This window comes from Alishewanella sp. HL-SH05 (assembly GCF_052655985.1).
This window is the reverse complement of record NZ_CP199753.1, coordinates 652,932-669,516: the sequence shown is the minus strand read 5'-3', so window position 1 is coordinate 669,516 and position 16,585 is coordinate 652,932. Positions and strand designations below refer to the sequence as shown.

Below are 16,585 nucleotides of genomic sequence, written 5' to 3'. Positions count from 1 at the left end.
CTACCTTAGTTCAATAAGGAGCCAACATGTTTATTATTACCAATCGGCGCGTAAATGTAGGCAAAACCACCGTAAAAACCGCCTTTGGCGACAAACCCGCAGAAGGCCCGAATGAATTACGTTTAGCTGAAGCCAGCCGCGTGAATAGCAAATGGCACATCAATGTCTTTCCGGATCGAGTGAACGCCGCGGGCCAAGCCGTTAGCGCCAAAAAAGCCCAAGAGCAAGACAGCATGTTTGCCAGTGAGTACGTTGCCAAGCAATTGGTCAGTAAACTGAAAACCTACACCCCCTCGCGCCACCTCATGTTGTATGTGCATGGCTTTAATAACGATTTAGCCTCGGTGCTCGACCGCGCAGAACAGCTTGAACAAAACTATAATTTAGAAGTGGTGATTTTTAGCTGGCCCGCGAATGGTGGCGGTGTACAAGGTGTTTTAAGTTATAAGAGCGACAAACGCGATGCGCTGGCCTCAGTTGGCGCACTTAACCGGGTGCTAGAACGTTTACAAAGTATTGTGCAGCAACTGCATGCCGATTATGTCGAACAATTAGAACAAACTACCGAGGCAAAATTTGGTGATGACGCTGAAAAGTGGGATCGCTATTTTACGGCCGCGGCCGCTGCGCGCTGCCCCTTTACCATTAATTTGATGCTACACAGCATGGGCAATTATCTGTACAAACATTTGTTAAGCTCCAGCGTTTATGCCGGTGATCAGTTAATTTTCGATAATATTGTGATGGTGGCCGCAGATGCGAACAACGCGGGGCACGCTAACTGGGTAGATAATATTCAGTGTCGCAATCGTTTGTATATCACGTTGAATGAACATGATAGTGCGCTACGGGCATCACGGATGAAAATGGGTGAGAAACAAAGAGCGCGTTTAGGGCATTACCTACGCTGCTTAGAATCTAAAACCGCCACCTATATTAATTTTACTGGGCAGGCTCATGTCGGTACTTCGCATGCTTACTTTGAAGGTAAGCCACTGGAGAATTCGCAAGTGCGCAGTTTTTTTCAGTTAGCCTTTAACGGCCAGACTGCCGAAGACAGCCTGACCTTTGACACAGCGCGCAACTTCTACTACTTTTGAGCCGCGTTTAATGAGGGCTTTTCAGCCCTAGGGCAAATTGATACAGCACATTTTTCTTTTCGTTATGAATTTGCGCAGTTAACGCCGCGGCTTGCTTGAGCGGTAACTCTGCTAACAAGAGTTGCAGCGTACGCTGCGCCTCTGCGCTGATCTCTGAAGCCGGCTTTTCGGCTTCGGCGGCAATCATTAACACCATTTCACCTTGGCAGCGCTGTGGTTCTTCGCGCAACCAATGCTGAATTTGCGCGGCGTTGCCATAGGCAAAATGCTCGAAGGTTTTGGTCAGTTCTTTCGCTAACACCAGTTGCCGCTCAGCACCGAGTACTGCGGCAACATCATCTAAAGTATCTAAAATACGCCGTGCCGTATCGTAACAAATAATGGTGCCAGCATTGGCCGGAACATCGGCTAATTGCTTTTGCCGTTGGCTCGATTTGGCGGCTAAAAAGCCAATAAACTGAAATTTATCGGTCGGTAAACCGGCAGCACACAAGGCGGTAATCAAGGCACAAGGACCTGGAACCGGCACTACGGGTACACCGGCTTCACGGCATAAACGCACCAGGCTGTAACCAGGGTCACTGATCAATGGCGTGCCGGCATCAGAAATTAACGCAACATCTTCACCAGCAAGGCATTTTTCAATAATGCTGGCGGCGCGTTGTTTTTCATTGTGATCATGTAAAGCCAGCAATCGATTGCTGATACCAAGGTGTTGTAATAACTTGCCGCTGTGCCGAGTATCTTCAGCTGCGATACAGCTAACCTGCTGTAAGGTAGCTATCGCCCGCTGGCTAATATCAGCCAGATTGCCTATCGGCGTGGCCACAACATAAAGAGAACCGCTTTGTTTGGTCATATTTCGCTAATTATTTGAGCTTAACGGGTTGTGTCAGTAAGATAACACCACGAAAACTCTATGGTACTGTGCATTGTGAAAACCAGCAAATTTAAGCCGCTATTTATTTTAACCTTGGCCGCCTTAGTCAGCAGCTGTGCGCAAACCATTCCGCAGCAAAGTAGCACAGCTGAGCGCGAGCTGATTACCGAGCTTGCCAAAGACGAAACCCCCGAACCGGCAACACTTTCGGCTGAGCAATTGTTAGCCCAAGCCGCAACTTATCAGGGCGAGGCGCAACAAATTCGCTTATTAAAAGCCGCCGAAGCCGCCTTGTTAGAGCAAAACAGCGCATTGGCCTTAGCCATTACCGATACCTTACGCCAAAGCGACAGTGCGCTGATCCGCCAGCGTAATCAGGTGCTGTTGTTACAAGCTTATCTGCAACATAACGAGCTGGCGTTAGCCGAACAACTGATTGAGCAAACTAACCGCGCACAACTCGCGCCGAGCGATCAAGCCGCTTTTTTATGGTCCAGTGCCAAACTGTATCAACAGCAACAGCGCGCTTACGCTGCAGCCCGCAGTTTATTGCAACTAGATGAGATGCTCGGCAACAACCCTACGCTACTAAACAGCTATGCTGAATTACATGAACAGTTATGGCCGCAGCTCAGTGCTTTAAGTCATAGCGAACTCACCAACTTACAAGTGGGTGCAGGCCAACGCGCGCGCGGTTGGCTCAATTTATTAGAAGTGGTACGCAATAAGCTGGGCAACCCCGAGCAATTAAACAATGCGCTAACCGAATGGCAACAGCGTTATCCGCAGTTACCGAGCTTGTCGCAATTACCAAAGGCTTTACAACAGCAATTGGCCCTAACGCCTTATCAACCAAAGCGTATCGCCGTATTATTGCCGCTTAGTGGTCAATTTCAGCAACATGCAAAAGCGATTCAATATGGCTTACTGGCCGCTACCAGCGCGGATAACAGCTTACCTCGTGAATTGCTGTTTATTGATAGTCAGCAATCGGTTGCCGACATTCAACAGCAATTAGCAGCGAAACAAATCGACTTTGTGATTGGCCCTCTGTTAAAAGATCAGGTAGAACAAGTCAGTAAACAAGCCGATTGGACTTACCCAACCTTGTTTTTAAACAGCCGTGACAGTCAATTACCGGCGCAACCTGACCGTTTTTACTTTGCTTTGAATTTGGAAGATGAAGCGGCGCAAATGGTGCAATTGTTTGCGCAAAAAAATTATAAGCGGCCTGTGATCATCAGCTCACGTAATGCCATTAGTCAGCGTATGCAGCAACACTTTACCCGACAATGGCAAGCTCTAGGCCATGAGGCACCCGAGAGCTACCAATTTGAAGCCAAAGCTGAATTAGAAGCTTTAATCACCCGGTTATTAGAAACAGACAGCAGCCGCGAGCGTATTCGGCTGATCTCGGGTTTAATTCCTGGCAGTGTGGAAAGTGAAGCGCATAGCCGCTTAGATATTGATGCTATATATTTACTTGCCGATCCGGTGCAAACCAGAATGTTTAAACCCTTTGTCGATGTCTCGGTGATGCAAACCGCGCCAAAGCTGCCTATTTACGCCAGTTCTCGCAGCTACAGCGCCGGCGGTGATGCTAATGATTTACGCGATCTCAACGGCCTCACGTTTACCGAAACGCCTTGGTTGTTAAACGAACAGCACAGTCAAAAGGTTCGGCAGCAATACCTTGAATTATTTAGTGAGCAGGATGAAACCCTGCAGCGATTATTCGCAATGGGCTATGACGCCTATCACATTATTGGCAGCCTAAAGCAACAGCAACAATTACCCAGTTTAAGCCATCCCGGTTTTACTGGCAGACTGACTGTCAACGCCGATGGCAGTATTAGCCGGCAATTAAGCTGGGGCAGTTACCGCAGCAACCGTTTGGTTGCGGTGCAAGAGCCGTAAGCCCGCATGAACGAGCTTGGTCAGCAATATGAAGCCTTGGCGCTGCAATTTTTGCAGCAACAAGGCCTAAGCTTGGTGCAACAGAATTTTAGCTGTAAGCTCGGTGAAATTGATTTAATTATGCGCCATGGCCCTTACTGGGTGTTCGTTGAGGTAAAATATCGGGCGAGCACAGCGTTTGGTGGGGCACTAGCCGCCATTACGCCAGCCAAACGCCAAAAAGTGTTAAAAGCCGTACAGTATTATCAACAGCAGCATCGACTTAGCCAACAGCCTTGTCGCATAGATGTAGTAGCCATTGAAGGGCAAGCGCCCTATCAATATAACTGGCTGCAAAATGCCTTTAGTTAACAGGACCCCGGATGCAAGAACATATCAGACACCTGTTTAGTGAAAATATCCAAACCATGATCGCCACCAGCGAAGCATTAGCTGGCCCAATTGAAAGCGGTGCGCTAATGATAGTGCAAACGCTGATTAATGGCGGTAAGGTGATTTGTTGTGGTGAAGGGGCCAGCGCTAATTTAGCCAGCCATTTTGCCCAACTGTTATTGGATCAATTTGAAACCGAGCGCCCGTGTTTACCGGCTTTTGCTTTACAAGCGGATCACTCTAGCCTGCAACCGGCTAACCAACAAAATCATGATTACTTAGCGAGGCAAGTGAAAGCGTTAGGTCAAGCTGCGGATATTTTAGTGGTGATTTCACTTAATGGTGCAGAACAAAGTCTGATCCGTGCAACCGAAGCGGCACTGACCAACGATATGAAAGTAATTGCCCTCACGGTAGATAACAGCAGTGATTTATCCGGGTTATTAAATCAACAAGATGTTGAATTAAAAGTGCCGGCACACCGTCCGGCACGGGTGATTGAATGTTACACCTTTTTACTACACTGCCTTTGTGAATTGATCGATATGACGCTGTTTCCACAGCAAGGAGAGTTTTAATATGATGAAATTAGCCAGTGTTTTAGCTGCTATTCTATTACTACAAGGTTGTGCTGCAGCCGTTGTAGCCGGAGGCGCAACCGCGGTGACCGCCGCTAATGATCGCCGCACTTTAGGTTCGCAAATTGATGATAACGGTATAGTGCTAAAAGCACGCCGGGCATTAGGTGATAATGACATCACCGCTAAAGGCAGTAATCTGAATGTGACGAGCTACAATGGCGTGATTTTGCTCACCGGCCAAGCCAAAAGCGAGCAAGTTCGCGAGCAAGCACAACGTTTAGTGCAAGATATAGCCAGCGTAAAAATGGTGCATAACCAAATTCGCCTTGGCAACAATACCTCACTGACCACCCGCACCCGCGATAGCTGGATTGGCACTAAAGTAAAAAGTAAGTTGTTAGCCGATGATGATGTTAGTGGTTTAAACATCAAAGTGGTTACCGAAAACGCTGAAGTGTTTTTAATGGGGCTAGTAGGTGGGCCTGAAGCAGATAAAGCGGTTGATATTGCCCGTAATGTCGAAGGTGTGGTTCGGGTTATTAAAGCATTTGAAAGCCCGCAATAAGCGGAATTAATCACACGCCACCGCTTATTTTCATGATAAGCGATGGCGTTTGCTTTAACCCCTTAGCACTGCTGCAGGGCTTTTAATACCTTAGAATGAAACTCTCGGTGTTTTAAGATCAATACCACCACCACAGTTGCCCCCATAAACAAACTGCTATCAATAAACCAGGTCAGCGCCGCTAGCGAAAAATAGATGGCGCGCAGGCCATAGTTAAACGAGTGGTTGGCTTGATCAATCACCTTGGCCGTACGGCTGGTATACAAATCTTGTTCTTCTGTCGCCATCTCGCGTCCATCTGGCGCTGCACCAATTAATACCCCACAAAAACCGTATTGGCGTAATGACCAGGTAAATTGGAAAAAGGCGAACACATAAATCAGTGCTAACAACAAAATCTTAATTTGAATTTGTGTTTCGGTTTGCGCGCTCCACGGGATCAGCCCGCTCAGCATAGTCTTTAAGCGTTCACTCGATGTCAGCACCGTTAGCAAACCGGCCATAATTAACAAACAACTCGACGCAAAAAAGGTCACGTTGCGCTCAAGGGTAGAAATCAGCCCGACATCCGCCATCTTATTGTCACGCCGTAACATCTGCTGCATCCAATGGTTTCGCTTACGGCGCAGTTCAAATGACAAACAACTCACCACTTTCGCGCGGCGTTTCGCGTAGAGTGTGTAGCCTCCCCAAGCTAAACTAAACCAAACTAAGGCGATAATATCTAATAAGCTCAGCACTTGACGCTCCTTCGTGTTTTAACTTTGTGCATCATATAACGAAAGCACAGTGTGCCTTAAGACTGTTTTATTAAGACTTATGCGTAAACAAACTTTGCAACTACCCCACCAGATAAGTACCGGTTCCCAACGCGATATGAATACCCAGCTCGTTATGCAGTTCCATACGACAAACTGCCACTTTATTGCCAGCACGGATCACTCTGGCGCTAGCAATAAACACGTTGCCACGGCCCGGCCTTAAGTAATCGGTGCGAATATCAATAGTGCTCATTTTACCGAAACGTTCGTGCAACTGCTCTGGCGCAACTTGCTGCACGCGACCTAAGGCACTGGATACGGCCATCAGCCCCCCTGCCACATCCAGTACCGAAGCAATCACGCCGCCATGCAAAATTTGCTGTAACGGGTTGCCAATAAGTTGCTCTGCCCAATTAAAACGTACTTCAGCCACGTCCTCATCAAAGCGTGTTACGGTTAAACCGATGAGTTTATTAAAAGGCATTTCATTGAAAACGCTAGCAATGTAAGGCACCAGTTGTTCAGGAGTCATGTCATCGTCTTATTTTTGTGGATTTTTGTCAGTGTACTGCCTCTGCTGTTCAGTGCAAAGCCTACTGGGGTATAACTTTGTGGCATTTCTGCTTACAATACGCCTCTTTTTGATCGGAGAACGACACCGCGTGCTTGAGCAAATGCTACCCGCCCTAAAACAAACCTTTGGTTATGATACCTGGCGTGAAGGCCAGGCTGAAATTATTGGTGCGGCGATGCAACAACGTGATTGCTTTGTATTACTGCCAACCGGTGGTGGTAAATCACTTTGTTATCAATTACCGGCTCTACACCTACCTAAAGTGACGTTAGTCGTTTCGCCGTTAATGTCTCTGATGAAAGATCAGGTTGATGCGTTAAAAGCCAATGGTATTGCGGCCGAATTTATTAATAGCAGTTTAAGCCGCGACGCCGTGCAAGAGGTCTTTACGCAGCTGTACGACGGCCGTTTGAAATTACTTTATGTCGCCCCTGAACGCTTGTTGCAACCCAATTTCATTGCTCGTTTACAAGAAGTAGGGGTGAGCTTATTTGCTATTGACGAAGCGCACTGTATTTCGCAGTGGGGCCATGATTTCCGCCCTGACTACATGGCTTTAGCCCAATTAAAACAGCGTTTTCCTGACACGCCGGTGATGGCATTAACCGCTACCGCTGATCCCGGCACTCAGCAAGATATCTTGCAACAACTCGATCTAAACAACCCACTGATTTATCGCGGCAGTTTTGATCGCCCGAATATTCGCTACACAGTACAAGAAAAATTTCGGCCATTAGAACAACTGCTGGCTTATCTGAAACAACAAGAAAATAACAGCGGCATTATTTACTGTAGTTCGCGGCGTAAAGTAGATGAGTTAACCGCACAATTAGCCGAGCGGGGCTTTCGCGTGGCCGCTTATCATGCAGGTTATGACGCAGCCCAACGTGACCAGGTACAAGACGCCTTTAAACGCGATGATATCAGTATTATTGTTGCTACCGTGGCCTTTGGCATGGGTGTCAATAAACCAAATATTCGCTTTGTAGTGCATTTTGAACTCCCCCGCACTATTGAAGCGTATTACCAAGAAACAGGGCGAGCAGGACGAGATGGCGTAGCGGCAGAAGCGCTGCTGTTATTTGATCCGGCTGATATCGCCAGAATGAAACGCTGGTTGGAAGCCGAAGATAACCCGCAACGCGCAGAAGTGGCGTGGCAGCGCTTTCAATCAATGGCCGCTTTTGCCGAAGCGCAAACGTGCCGCCGACTGGTGTTATTAAATTACTTTGGCGAAGCGCGACAACAACCCTGTGGCAACTGCGATATTTGCTTAAACCCGCCACAGCAATTTGATGGTACCCAAACCGCGCAACAGGCGTTGTCTTGTGTTTATCGGGTAGGCCAAAACTATGGCCTGCACCATGTGATTGAAGTGCTACGCGGCAGTCAAAATCATAAAATTCAGGAGCTTGGGCACGACAAACTCTCTACCTGGGGCCTAGGTAAACAACTCAGCCATGATTATTGGTTAAGTATTTTTCGACAACTCATTCACTTTGGCTTGTTACAGCAAGATATTACTCAGCATTCGGTATTACGTTTATTGCCCGCGGCACGCCCAGTGCTGCGAGGTGAACACCCACTGCAACTGGCGGTGCCTCGCCTTCAAGCCAGCAGTAAAACGCCGGCGAAGCTTGGCCAACAAAAACATGACAAGGTATTATTTGCCCGCCTGCGAACACTACGCAAAGCCATAGCGGAGCGCGATGACGTGCCACCTTTTGTGGTATTTAGCGACGCAACGTTGATTGATATGTGCCACAAACTACCCACCGATAACGCCGCCATGCTCGCGGTCTCAGGGGTGGGTTTTACGAAGTTAAGTCGTTACGGCAAAGAATTTATGACCGAAATTGGGGATTATCTGGCTGACAGCCGTAACCCTCTGCTAGAGTAGTAAGCAAATATCCTACTTTTTAACCTGAGGTTCACAGCTTGTCACCTTTTCTGACCTTAGCCCGCATCGCCTTGTTATGCTTAAGCCTATGTTGCAGCGTTCATGCTGCCGGTACCTTGGATATTATTCAGCAACAACCGCATCGGTTAACCGAGCTACAGTATCAAATCACCGATGTGTCACTGTCGGCCAATGAACTGGTCGCCGACCCCGCGTTATTTCATAACTTTACCGCGCTAACCCCCCAACAAAATACCCTTAGGATCACCGCACAACAAGCCGTTTGGCTGTTAGCCAAAATTAAAAACCCATACCCTGAACCCTGGGATGCGGTGCTGAGCTATCATTTTCTCGCCGTCGATAAAGTCAGTTTTTATAAAGTCGCAACCGACATCCCTAGCGTGCAATTTCTGGGGCGCAGCGGTAGCGCATTTCCATTTAGTGAGCGGCCCTTGCCGCTTTACAGCTTTTCACAACCGCTGCGCTTTGACATTGCAGAGCAAACCAGTGTGTTAATTAAGCTAGAAGATGCCGCCATGATAGGAACCGAATTAAGCATTTCTTCGCTTGCACCGCTGCTCGAAGCAAGCCAGCAGCAGTTACAACAAGACAGTATGATTAATGGCGCCCTGCTGTTACTGGTCTTGCTAGCACTGTGCCGGGGTGTGCAGCAACATCAACCAGCACTGTATGCCTTAGCGGGATTTTATCTGGCCTTTTTATTAGTGTTAATTACGCTTAATGGCCAAGCCTTTAGTCGCTTATGGCCATTACATCCGGAAATGAACGCGGTATTTATTTACATTAGTGTTGGGGCGAGCTTAGCTTGCTTAAGCTTGTTTGCCCGTTTTAGTTTACTTCGGCAAAGTTCAGGCTATGGTTTATGGCTGAATAGCGGCAGTTTCTTGCTGGCCTTGTTACTATTGTTTAGCCCGTTATTTGCCTCGGGCCCCATGAAGCTTAAACTCTTATTTATCTGCATGACTTTAGTGTTAAGCATCACGTTGCTGCAGGCATTATTTATTAGTTTAACCACGCAGGTCCGCTACACGCCACGGTTTTCCTTACTAGCGGTGGCGGCTACCTTGCAGTTATTACTTCTGCAACTTAGTTACATGGCCAACTTCGTGCAGTGGCTTAATACTAGCTTATTGTTTGTTTTGACCATCTCCACTTTTTTATTACTGCATATTCCTAAAGCACGTTTACAGTTTGCCCGTCGTGATCTTTGACTATATTTTCAACTGCCTCTTGCAGACAGAGGCCATAGCACCCTAGAATGGCGCCGCGGCAAATCGCCGTTTCTTTTGACTATTCTTTAGTTATTTCGTTCGGAGTCTTAAATGCAACGACTGCGTGAGTTATCGCGTCGTGTTGAGGCTGTGTATGGCGAAATGGCGGACACATTTTCCAGTTATCAGCAAGACAGCGGTTTAAGCTGTCGTAGTAGCTGTGGTGAGTGCTGCACTCAACCCACTATTGAAGCGACCGTGCTAGAAATGTTACCGCTGGCATTACACCTGTTTGATCAGGGTAAAGCCGAGCAAACACTGACACAACTCGAAGAGTTACCAGAAGTTTCTGGTTGCTTTTTTTACCAGCGGCTATCGTTTGATGGCAAGCAAGGGCAATGCACTGTATATCAGCAGCGGCCTAGTATTTGCCGAGTTTTTGGTGCGGCAGGATACCGTGACAAAATGGGCAAAACCTCACTTTCGGTGTGTAAAACCATCAAAAGTGATAAAGCAGAAAAGTACCAACAACACCTGATTATGCTGACTGAGCATCCGCCACCGATGATGATGTCAGCCAAAGAGCAGGTAAACGAGCTAGATTATGAATTGGGTAATAAGCATTATCCGATCAATCAAGCCTTGTTTATGGCGCTAGAAAAAGTGTTATTTAAATCCTATTACAGTAGTTTCAGTACTGATTTACAAATAGCCTAATGCCTTAATGCAGACCTGACACAGCCGGTTGCTCTGTCAGGTCTGACGTTTAAAACCCTGCTAAAACAATCTTACCCATGGCTTTACCGCTTTCCAACAGTGCGTGAGCCTTACGTAAATTGGCAGCGTTAATAGTGCCTAATTGTTGTTGCAACGTGCTTTTGACTTGGCCTTGTTCAATCAGCTTGGCAAGATCGGTTAATATCTGATGTTGTACCTGCATATCGGCAGTAGCAAATAACGACCGAGTAAACATAAACTCCCAATGCAGAGAAATACTTTTTTGCTTCAACGGCATAATATCCAAGCCACCGACCGGATCGTCAATCAATGCCAGCTTACCTTGTGGCACCAGCGCTTTCACTAACTCGGCATAATGGGTATCAGTATGGGTTAAACTTGCCACATGGCTGACTGCATCAATACCCAGCGCCTGCAACTGCGCTAACAACGGCTTACTGTGATCAATTACATAGTGCGCGCCCATCTCTCGCACCCAAGCTTGTGTTTCTGCTCTGGAAGCCGTCGCGACAATCGTTACCGTGGTTAATTGCCGCGCCAGTTGCAACAATACCGAACCGACACCACCGGCAGCCCCGACCACCAGTAACACCGGTTTCGGATGTTTTAAGCTAGGCGTAGCAATATCTAGGCGGTCAAATAACATTTCCCAGGCCGTTAGCGCCGTTAAGGGTAAGGCTGCCGCTTCTGCATAACTGAGGTTCACCGGCATTTTGCCGACAATACGTTCATCCACCAGCTGAAATTCTGCATTCGAGCCTGATCGCTGCAATGCACCGGCGTAAAAGACTTTATCGCCCGGCACAAAATGCTGCACTTTTTCGCCAACAGCAACGACTTCACCTGCTGCGTCCCAGCCTAAAATTTTATATTCACCGGCTGGCGGTGTGACTCGTTGCCGAATTTTTGTATCAACCGGATTAACCGAGATGGCAGCGATCTTCACCAACACATCATGGCCGCTGGCCGCCGGTTGCGGTACTTCAATATCCAATAATGCTGCCGCATCGCTAATTGCTAGTGAGTGTTGATAGCCAATCGCTTTCATATATCCCTCTGCTTTTTATCAAATTTAATAACTGAAATTCAGTGTGCCAAGCTTCAGCGACAAAGCGCCACCTGCCGTTGCAGCATACCAAGCTGTGCCCGCAAATAATTCAGCCGTAAGGTTAAATCGGCGCTATGTGGGCGAATGCCTATTTTTAAACCCAGCACCGCTAAATTAACCCCTTGGCAAGCTTGTAAGGTGTCTGCCACTGCTTGCTCAGTTAACCAAGAACCTGGCTCACCAAATGCCACTAATTCATTCGTTTGTGCCGGTTGATGGCTGTCTCGCCAAGCGCCATACTCGGTGGCTTGATCAGAAATACCCGAGAACATCACGCCGGCGAGCAAACCCTGGGCTTTGGCTGCGGCGATATGCTGCAAGGCGCCGTCGAGCTGCCGTGTTTCTAACACTGAACGGCCCCAGTTAATCACAACGCCTAGCGGTAGCTCAGGCGCTTGGGTGGCATTCAGTTCAGATAGCACGCTTAACTCATCGGTTAAACTTAAAAACCCTTTAGAAGGCGCATGGCTGTCGATTAAGGCATCACAATGCTCTACCAGCAAACGCGCACCGTGCCAATCCCAACTTAACAAGGTTTGCATAGATGTTTTAAACGCCGCAGCAGAACCGGCACAGTTATGCCGTGCTGGCGCGCTATGTAGCATAATGGCGGTCACGGCTTGTCGTTTCAGATGGGTATTCAACTTTGCAATGGCATGATTCGCTTGGCGCATAAAGGCAATCGCGGCTTCACGCCCGGCTTCATCCGTAGATGCCAAGCCAAATGTAGGTAAGGTTGCTAAAGCGTTCATCACGCCAGGAATAGTGGTAAAAACAAAATCCCAATTAGTATCAATATGCTGCAAAAACCACTGATCATCCTGCGCATGCAAGCTACCTAAAAAAGGGTGCTCTAAGCCACGAACCGATTCTAAGCTTTTTAACTGTTGATAATAAGCAGCTTCAAGTTGGGGATCCCAACCCGATACATTAGGAGAGGCGGCATAAGCCCCTAAATAAAACGACATGGCTTGAAACCTGTGCAAGAAAAAAAAACTATCATACCGTGTCTTGTTAAAAAACGGCAGCCCCAGCCTAGCGGTGAAGCCTAGCGATTGTACTGCTGCGCTAAAGTGATTACACTCGATACACGCATCTGTGGTGTTTATAACCTGATTAGGAATCTTTATGACGTTTTTTCACCGAACCTTACTCCTTAGCTCCGCTTTTTTAATGATCAGCGCCTGTTCGCCTGAGCCAAGCAGTAATTCTCCGACAGCGGCCGTGGAACAAGCGGCTCCTGCTGCAAGCAGTCGCGCGTTTACCGAAGGTAGCCACTACACTGTTTTAGCCAACCCGGTACTTGAAGCCGCGCATCAGCGTTACATTACTGAATACTTTTGGTTAGGTTGCCCACATTGTCAAAACTTTGAACCGACCTTACGCAATTATCTGCAAGCCAATCCGGATGTGGTGTTGGTACGCAAGCATCCTGCCCTAGGCGAGCGTTGGGCTTTTGATGCCAGTGTGTTTTATGCCTTGCAACAAAGCGGTAATGAGCAGTTAGTTGAGCCGTTGTTTGAACTGTATCGGCAAACACGGGAACAACAAAACACCATGCCCGATACCCAAGCAATTAATGCGTTCATGGAGCAACATGGGCTCGATCCAAAACAATTAACTGAACTGGCACAATCGCCAGCCGTACGCCAAGCGATGGAGCAAGCCAACCGTGAAATGCTCGATAACCGTATTCAAGGCGTACCCAGTGTGGTGGTTAAAGGTAAGTATCTGGTGAATGGTGATTTACCGGAAGATGTGAAAACCGCTGAAGATTATTATGAGCTGTTAAACTACCTGCAAAACAAACCTTAAACATGCAGTGGGCCAGCCTTAACCCTCTGGCCCACTTAACGTAAACACCAAATGTTTGCGCATATCTTTTAGCACTACGCCCTTTTTTAACAATAAGCCACTGAGCTTTTTTTGCCACGGCAATAACACTGCCTGCGCCGCATCTAACGCCGCCTGCTCTACAAATTGCAAACGCACTAATAGCGAGCTGGGGAACACATTGTATTCCATGCTAAACCAACATTGCTGCACGCCGGCTAATTGCTGCATGGCTTGCTGTTCCAGCGTGGTGACGACGTCCATGACTAACGCTTGTTGTTTCTTTTGCACACTCGACAGCTTTTTCATGGTTAAACCTAATCCTTTCTGTATATTGAGCCGCGATTCAGCCGCTGCGCCATGCCTATTGCATCTTACAACAGGTTAAGATCGCGATCTTTGCACAAAGTGCATCAGACCGCAAAGACAAGTCACAATTCTGAGTTTTGTCGCTGCAAATAATCCGATCAAAACTATAAATTTACGTTTATCGTAAAATATTTATTGATATACGCAAATTAACAGGCTAAAGTTTGTACTATGAATATACAAATTAATCTCGATATCGAACTGGCTAAAAAGAAGATGTCTCTTACTGAGTTATCGCAGCAGGTGGGTGTGTCTATGACAAATCTGTCGCTGCTAAAAACAGGAAAGGTAAAAGCCATCCGCTTTAGTACGCTGGCGGCTATTTGTCAGGCGCTGAGTTGTCAGCCTGGCGATATTTTGCAATATATAAACAATGATACTGACACGGAGTAAGCGCGGTTAATTGTAAACAGGAGTTACTATGTTAAAGCACGAATTTGTTGCACCCGGTATTGCGGCGTTACTGCTCGCCGTAGCCTTTCCTATCTATTGGCTATACGCCTTTCATATTGGCTCGGAGAATTTTGCTGAAGTGTATCGAGCAGACTTACTTAGCCTAAGTTGGTCCGATCTGGCCTTTGTATTGATTGGCGCTTTAGAAGTGTATATCTACCTGAGCTTACGGCGCAGTTTTGCTGAACGCCTAACCTCTAACAGTGCAGCCATTTTATTGCTGATACTGGCGCTGCTGGTTACCTTATTCCACGCCACAGTGCTGGTTGATATCACACTCAGCTTCACCGCCAGCTCGCTGTCTGAACAGGCAATCAACACCATTGGTGAGTTTACCGTAGTGGTGGCGCTAGGGTTATTATTTGCCTATGCGTTAGTCGGCTTTATACTCAGTATTGTGTTACTGCGAAATCGCACCGGCGCGCCAAGTGTTTTAAAGTACTTCTCGGTGATCCTGCTGGCCTGCTGTTTGTTCCAACTATCGATCATTTTCAGTCCTGCCAATATCTTTGTTTTTCCAGTGGCGTTGTTATTACTGGCCTTTTACTTTCTGTCGCCACCGCAGATGCTTGAGGTCGTATAATTTTACGCCACTGGCGAAAGCCGAGCCACGGCGGCATGGTGATATTGCAAAATAGTGGCAATGACCCTTTTCGCCGTTGGCAAGATACTTTCTTTTGCGTCGACAAAAGAAAGTATCCAAAGAAAATGCGACCCCACTTCCGCTCGAAAGCCCAACTGCTCATGCGCTGTCCAAAGCAAAAACGTAACTCGCGCCATGCTTCGTCGGCGCACTCAAACACCCGTTTTCTTAAAACCTTGGCCAACGATGATCAGTCGGCTCGCTCTAAGGGGAATAAAAGCCAGAGTGGTATTCGTTTAGTTGAATAGCTTGTTTGTCCCATTTGCAGACGTTCACCAACATTCATCTCAATTGGTGCTATGGGCAGTTTCATTACGTTACCTCTGAGCACCCTATTTTAAAGGCATTATTGTTCTAACCCAATGACTTGATTGGCAAGCTAATCCAATAGCCGCTGTTCGCGACATCTACATCAAGTCATGCTTGCGAAGGCAATGACCTAACAGCTTGGCAAATCAAATAAATTGAGTCCAACAAGACTGAATATAAGTCCTTTAAGACAGGATTCATTTCATTGATTAACCAGCTCTTACAACCTCGTTTCCATGGAAGTTTGAACTAGATTAATCTCTATAAGTCTACTTTAGTAAAAAAAGATTGATACCTTAAGGTGTCAAATTGCAACCTTAAGGTATACAGTGGGTATAAACGATCCAAATAAATCGTTACCAGAAAAAACAAGGAAAGCTGTTATGCAAGCTCTAAAAACTACTGCTGAATTAGAATACGAATATCTTAAGTGGCATGGATACCTTCATTTACTAGCTGGGATTTTAATTTTATCTGTGACATCAGCAAATTTTTTAGAGCTTGGAGGAGTTTTGGGGCTCATCATTATCATTGCTTCAGGAATAATGTTTGCCGTAATTTATTTATTAGCATCATGGAAACTACAGGGAAATTTTTCATTTTCGAAACAAGCATGGAGAGGTACATTTGAAGATGAATTTTTGAATATGGTAAGCCTCAAAGCGTATAAAGTCGGTTACATTACCGTAATGTTTGCGTTTATACCGGGGGCGTTAGGTGTTTATAATTTTGTTCCTCTCTCACGTGAACATTTAATGACATGTTTTTTGGGAATAAGCGCTGTCGCTTACGGAATTACGATAGCAGTAGGGTTGAGAAAGGACAATGAGTAGAATAGTTTCAAATAACATTGTTGTGCATCGCGCTGAAAAGGGTATTTCTCAACAAAAGCTAGCAGCTGCTATTGGCGTATCTCGAAAGACAATTAGTACCATTGAAACAGGCAGGTTCACGCCCTCTGTTCAGATTGCTCTGTGCATTGCAGAGTATTTCAATACGCCGGTTGAATCCATTTTCAGACTAGAAAAACCTTCTAACTAATTAATCTATATCAAATAGGTAACGAGTATCACAGTGCTATTGGAAATCCTTTATCGAATCTTCACTCGACATGTGGCGGTAACGGATTGCTGAGTATCCGGTATGGCGGCTGCTCACGACACAACGGTCATGATCAACGAATGTCTCCCAACTGTCTAAGGGGCCTTAAAAGGCTCCAATTCTTATGGACAAAAAGTAGTATATATTTT

General features: G+C 46.7%; 20 protein-coding genes. 13 read left to right on the top strand and 7 right to left on the bottom strand.

What is annotated here, in order from left to right:
* The first annotated feature begins 26 nt into the window (after window positions 1-26).
* On the top strand, window positions 27-1,100 hold the full coding sequence (locus tag ACUJFL_RS02940; protein ID WP_445428450.1) for an alpha/beta hydrolase: 1,074 nt from the start codon (window positions 27-29) through the stop codon (window positions 1,098-1,100).
* Between the two features lie 7 nt (window positions 1,101-1,107).
* On the opposite strand, the gene rsmI is transcribed toward ACUJFL_RS02940, so the two are convergent.
* Complete coding sequence (rsmI, locus tag ACUJFL_RS02935) at window positions 1,108-1,959, bottom strand: 16S rRNA (cytidine(1402)-2'-O)-methyltransferase (protein ID WP_445428449.1); 852 nt, start codon at window positions 1,957-1,959, stop codon at window positions 1,108-1,110.
* A 60-nt stretch (window positions 1,960-2,019) separates the two neighbouring features.
* On the opposite strand from rsmI, the gene ACUJFL_RS02930 reads away from it, so the two are divergent.
* Genes ACUJFL_RS02930 through dolP form a run of 4 tightly spaced genes read left to right on the top strand, consistent with a single transcriptional unit; the run spans window position 2,020 to window position 5,415 of the window.
* Window positions 2,020-3,897: a penicillin-binding protein activator gene (locus ACUJFL_RS02930; RefSeq protein ID WP_445428448.1), complete on the top strand. Its 1,878-nt coding sequence runs from the start codon at window positions 2,020-2,022 to the stop codon at window positions 3,895-3,897.
* Between the two features lie 6 nt (window positions 3,898-3,903).
* Window positions 3,904-4,248, top strand: a complete 345-nt coding sequence (locus ACUJFL_RS02925; protein WP_445426078.1) for a YraN family protein — start codon at window positions 3,904-3,906, stop codon at window positions 4,246-4,248.
* 11 nt (window positions 4,249-4,259) lie between these two features.
* Window positions 4,260-4,847 (top strand): SIS domain-containing protein, encoded by a 588-nt coding sequence (locus tag ACUJFL_RS02920; protein ID WP_226752173.1) that lies wholly within the window; start codon window positions 4,260-4,262, stop codon window positions 4,845-4,847.
* A 1-nt stretch (window position 4,848) separates the two neighbouring features.
* Window positions 4,849-5,415 carry a division/outer membrane stress-associated lipid-binding lipoprotein gene (gene dolP, locus ACUJFL_RS02915; RefSeq protein ID WP_226752174.1) on the top strand — a complete coding sequence of 189 codons (567 nt, stop codon included), beginning with the start codon at window positions 4,849-4,851 and terminating at the stop codon, window positions 5,413-5,415.
* 62 nt (window positions 5,416-5,477) lie between these two features.
* Here dolP and ACUJFL_RS02910 read toward each other — a convergent pair whose 3' ends face one another.
* Window positions 5,478-6,155 carry a DUF599 domain-containing protein gene (locus tag ACUJFL_RS02910; protein WP_226752175.1) on the bottom strand — a complete coding sequence of 226 codons (678 nt, stop codon included), beginning with the start codon at window positions 6,153-6,155 and terminating at the stop codon, window positions 5,478-5,480.
* Window positions 6,156-6,255: 100 nt separating this feature from the next.
* Window positions 6,256-6,708: a thioesterase family protein gene (locus ACUJFL_RS02905; protein WP_445428447.1), complete on the bottom strand. Its 453-nt coding sequence runs from the start codon at window positions 6,706-6,708 to the stop codon at window positions 6,256-6,258.
* A 142-nt stretch (window positions 6,709-6,850) separates the two neighbouring features.
* On the opposite strand from ACUJFL_RS02905, the gene recQ reads away from it, so the two are divergent.
* From recQ to ACUJFL_RS02890, 3 genes are all read left to right on the top strand, one after another.
* Window positions 6,851-8,650 carry a DNA helicase RecQ gene (gene recQ / locus ACUJFL_RS02900; RefSeq protein ID WP_445429058.1) on the top strand — a complete coding sequence of 600 codons (1,800 nt, stop codon included), beginning with the start codon at window positions 6,851-6,853 and terminating at the stop codon, window positions 8,648-8,650.
* A 38-nt stretch (window positions 8,651-8,688) separates the two neighbouring features.
* Entirely contained in the window at window positions 8,689-9,882 is a 1,194-nt protein-coding gene (locus ACUJFL_RS02895; RefSeq protein WP_306177274.1) for a 7TM-DISM domain-containing protein, read from the top strand.
* A 111-nt stretch (window positions 9,883-9,993) separates the two neighbouring features.
* The gene (locus ACUJFL_RS02890; protein ID WP_226752178.1) at window positions 9,994-10,599 is read left to right on the top strand and encodes a YkgJ family cysteine cluster protein; all 606 of its coding nucleotides are present in this window, start codon (window positions 9,994-9,996) and stop codon (window positions 10,597-10,599) included.
* 49 nt (window positions 10,600-10,648) lie between these two features.
* Here ACUJFL_RS02890 and ACUJFL_RS02885 read toward each other — a convergent pair whose 3' ends face one another.
* Together ACUJFL_RS02885 and ACUJFL_RS02880 are read right to left on the bottom strand one after the other, a co-directional pair.
* The gene (locus ACUJFL_RS02885) at window positions 10,649-11,668 is read right to left on the bottom strand and encodes a zinc-binding alcohol dehydrogenase family protein (protein WP_445428446.1); all 1,020 of its coding nucleotides are present in this window, start codon (window positions 11,666-11,668) and stop codon (window positions 10,649-10,651) included.
* 53 nt (window positions 11,669-11,721) lie between these two features.
* Complete coding sequence (locus ACUJFL_RS02880; protein ID WP_445428445.1) at window positions 11,722-12,696, bottom strand: DUF4862 family protein; 975 nt, start codon at window positions 12,694-12,696, stop codon at window positions 11,722-11,724.
* Between the two features lie 160 nt (window positions 12,697-12,856).
* Between ACUJFL_RS02880 and ACUJFL_RS02875 the strand changes: the two genes are divergently transcribed.
* On the top strand, window positions 12,857-13,543 hold the full coding sequence (locus ACUJFL_RS02875; RefSeq protein ID WP_445428444.1) for a thiol:disulfide interchange protein DsbA/DsbL: 687 nt from the start codon (window positions 12,857-12,859) through the stop codon (window positions 13,541-13,543).
* Between the two features lie 18 nt (window positions 13,544-13,561).
* Here ACUJFL_RS02875 and ACUJFL_RS02870 read toward each other — a convergent pair whose 3' ends face one another.
* Window positions 13,562-13,870 (bottom strand): hypothetical protein, encoded by a 309-nt coding sequence (locus ACUJFL_RS02870; protein ID WP_229584763.1) that lies wholly within the window; start codon window positions 13,868-13,870, stop codon window positions 13,562-13,564.
* 231 nt (window positions 13,871-14,101) lie between these two features.
* Between ACUJFL_RS02870 and ACUJFL_RS02865 the strand changes: the two genes are divergently transcribed.
* The gene (locus ACUJFL_RS02865; protein ID WP_226752183.1) at window positions 14,102-14,323 is read left to right on the top strand and encodes a helix-turn-helix domain-containing protein; all 222 of its coding nucleotides are present in this window, start codon (window positions 14,102-14,104) and stop codon (window positions 14,321-14,323) included.
* 28 nt (window positions 14,324-14,351) lie between these two features.
* Entirely contained in the window at window positions 14,352-14,966 is a 615-nt protein-coding gene (locus tag ACUJFL_RS02860) for a hypothetical protein (protein ID WP_445428443.1), read from the top strand.
* 2 nt (window positions 14,967-14,968) lie between these two features.
* Here the strand turns inward: ACUJFL_RS02860 and ACUJFL_RS02855 are convergent, their stop codons facing one another.
* Window positions 14,969-15,178 (bottom strand): hypothetical protein, encoded by a 210-nt coding sequence (locus ACUJFL_RS02855; protein ID WP_445428442.1) that lies wholly within the window; start codon window positions 15,176-15,178, stop codon window positions 14,969-14,971.
* 540 nt (window positions 15,179-15,718) lie between these two features.
* On the opposite strand from ACUJFL_RS02855, the gene ACUJFL_RS02850 reads away from it, so the two are divergent.
* Together ACUJFL_RS02850 and ACUJFL_RS02845 are read left to right on the top strand one after the other, a co-directional pair.
* Window positions 15,719-16,168, top strand: coding sequence for a hypothetical protein (locus ACUJFL_RS02850; protein WP_445428441.1), 450 nt, complete (start codon window positions 15,719-15,721; stop codon window positions 16,166-16,168).
* Window positions 16,161-16,376, top strand: coding sequence for a helix-turn-helix transcriptional regulator (locus tag ACUJFL_RS02845; RefSeq protein WP_229584758.1), 216 nt, complete (start codon window positions 16,161-16,163; stop codon window positions 16,374-16,376). The genes ACUJFL_RS02850 and ACUJFL_RS02845 overlap by 8 nt, the downstream gene beginning before the upstream one ends.
* Window positions 16,377-16,585 lie beyond the last annotated feature (209 nt).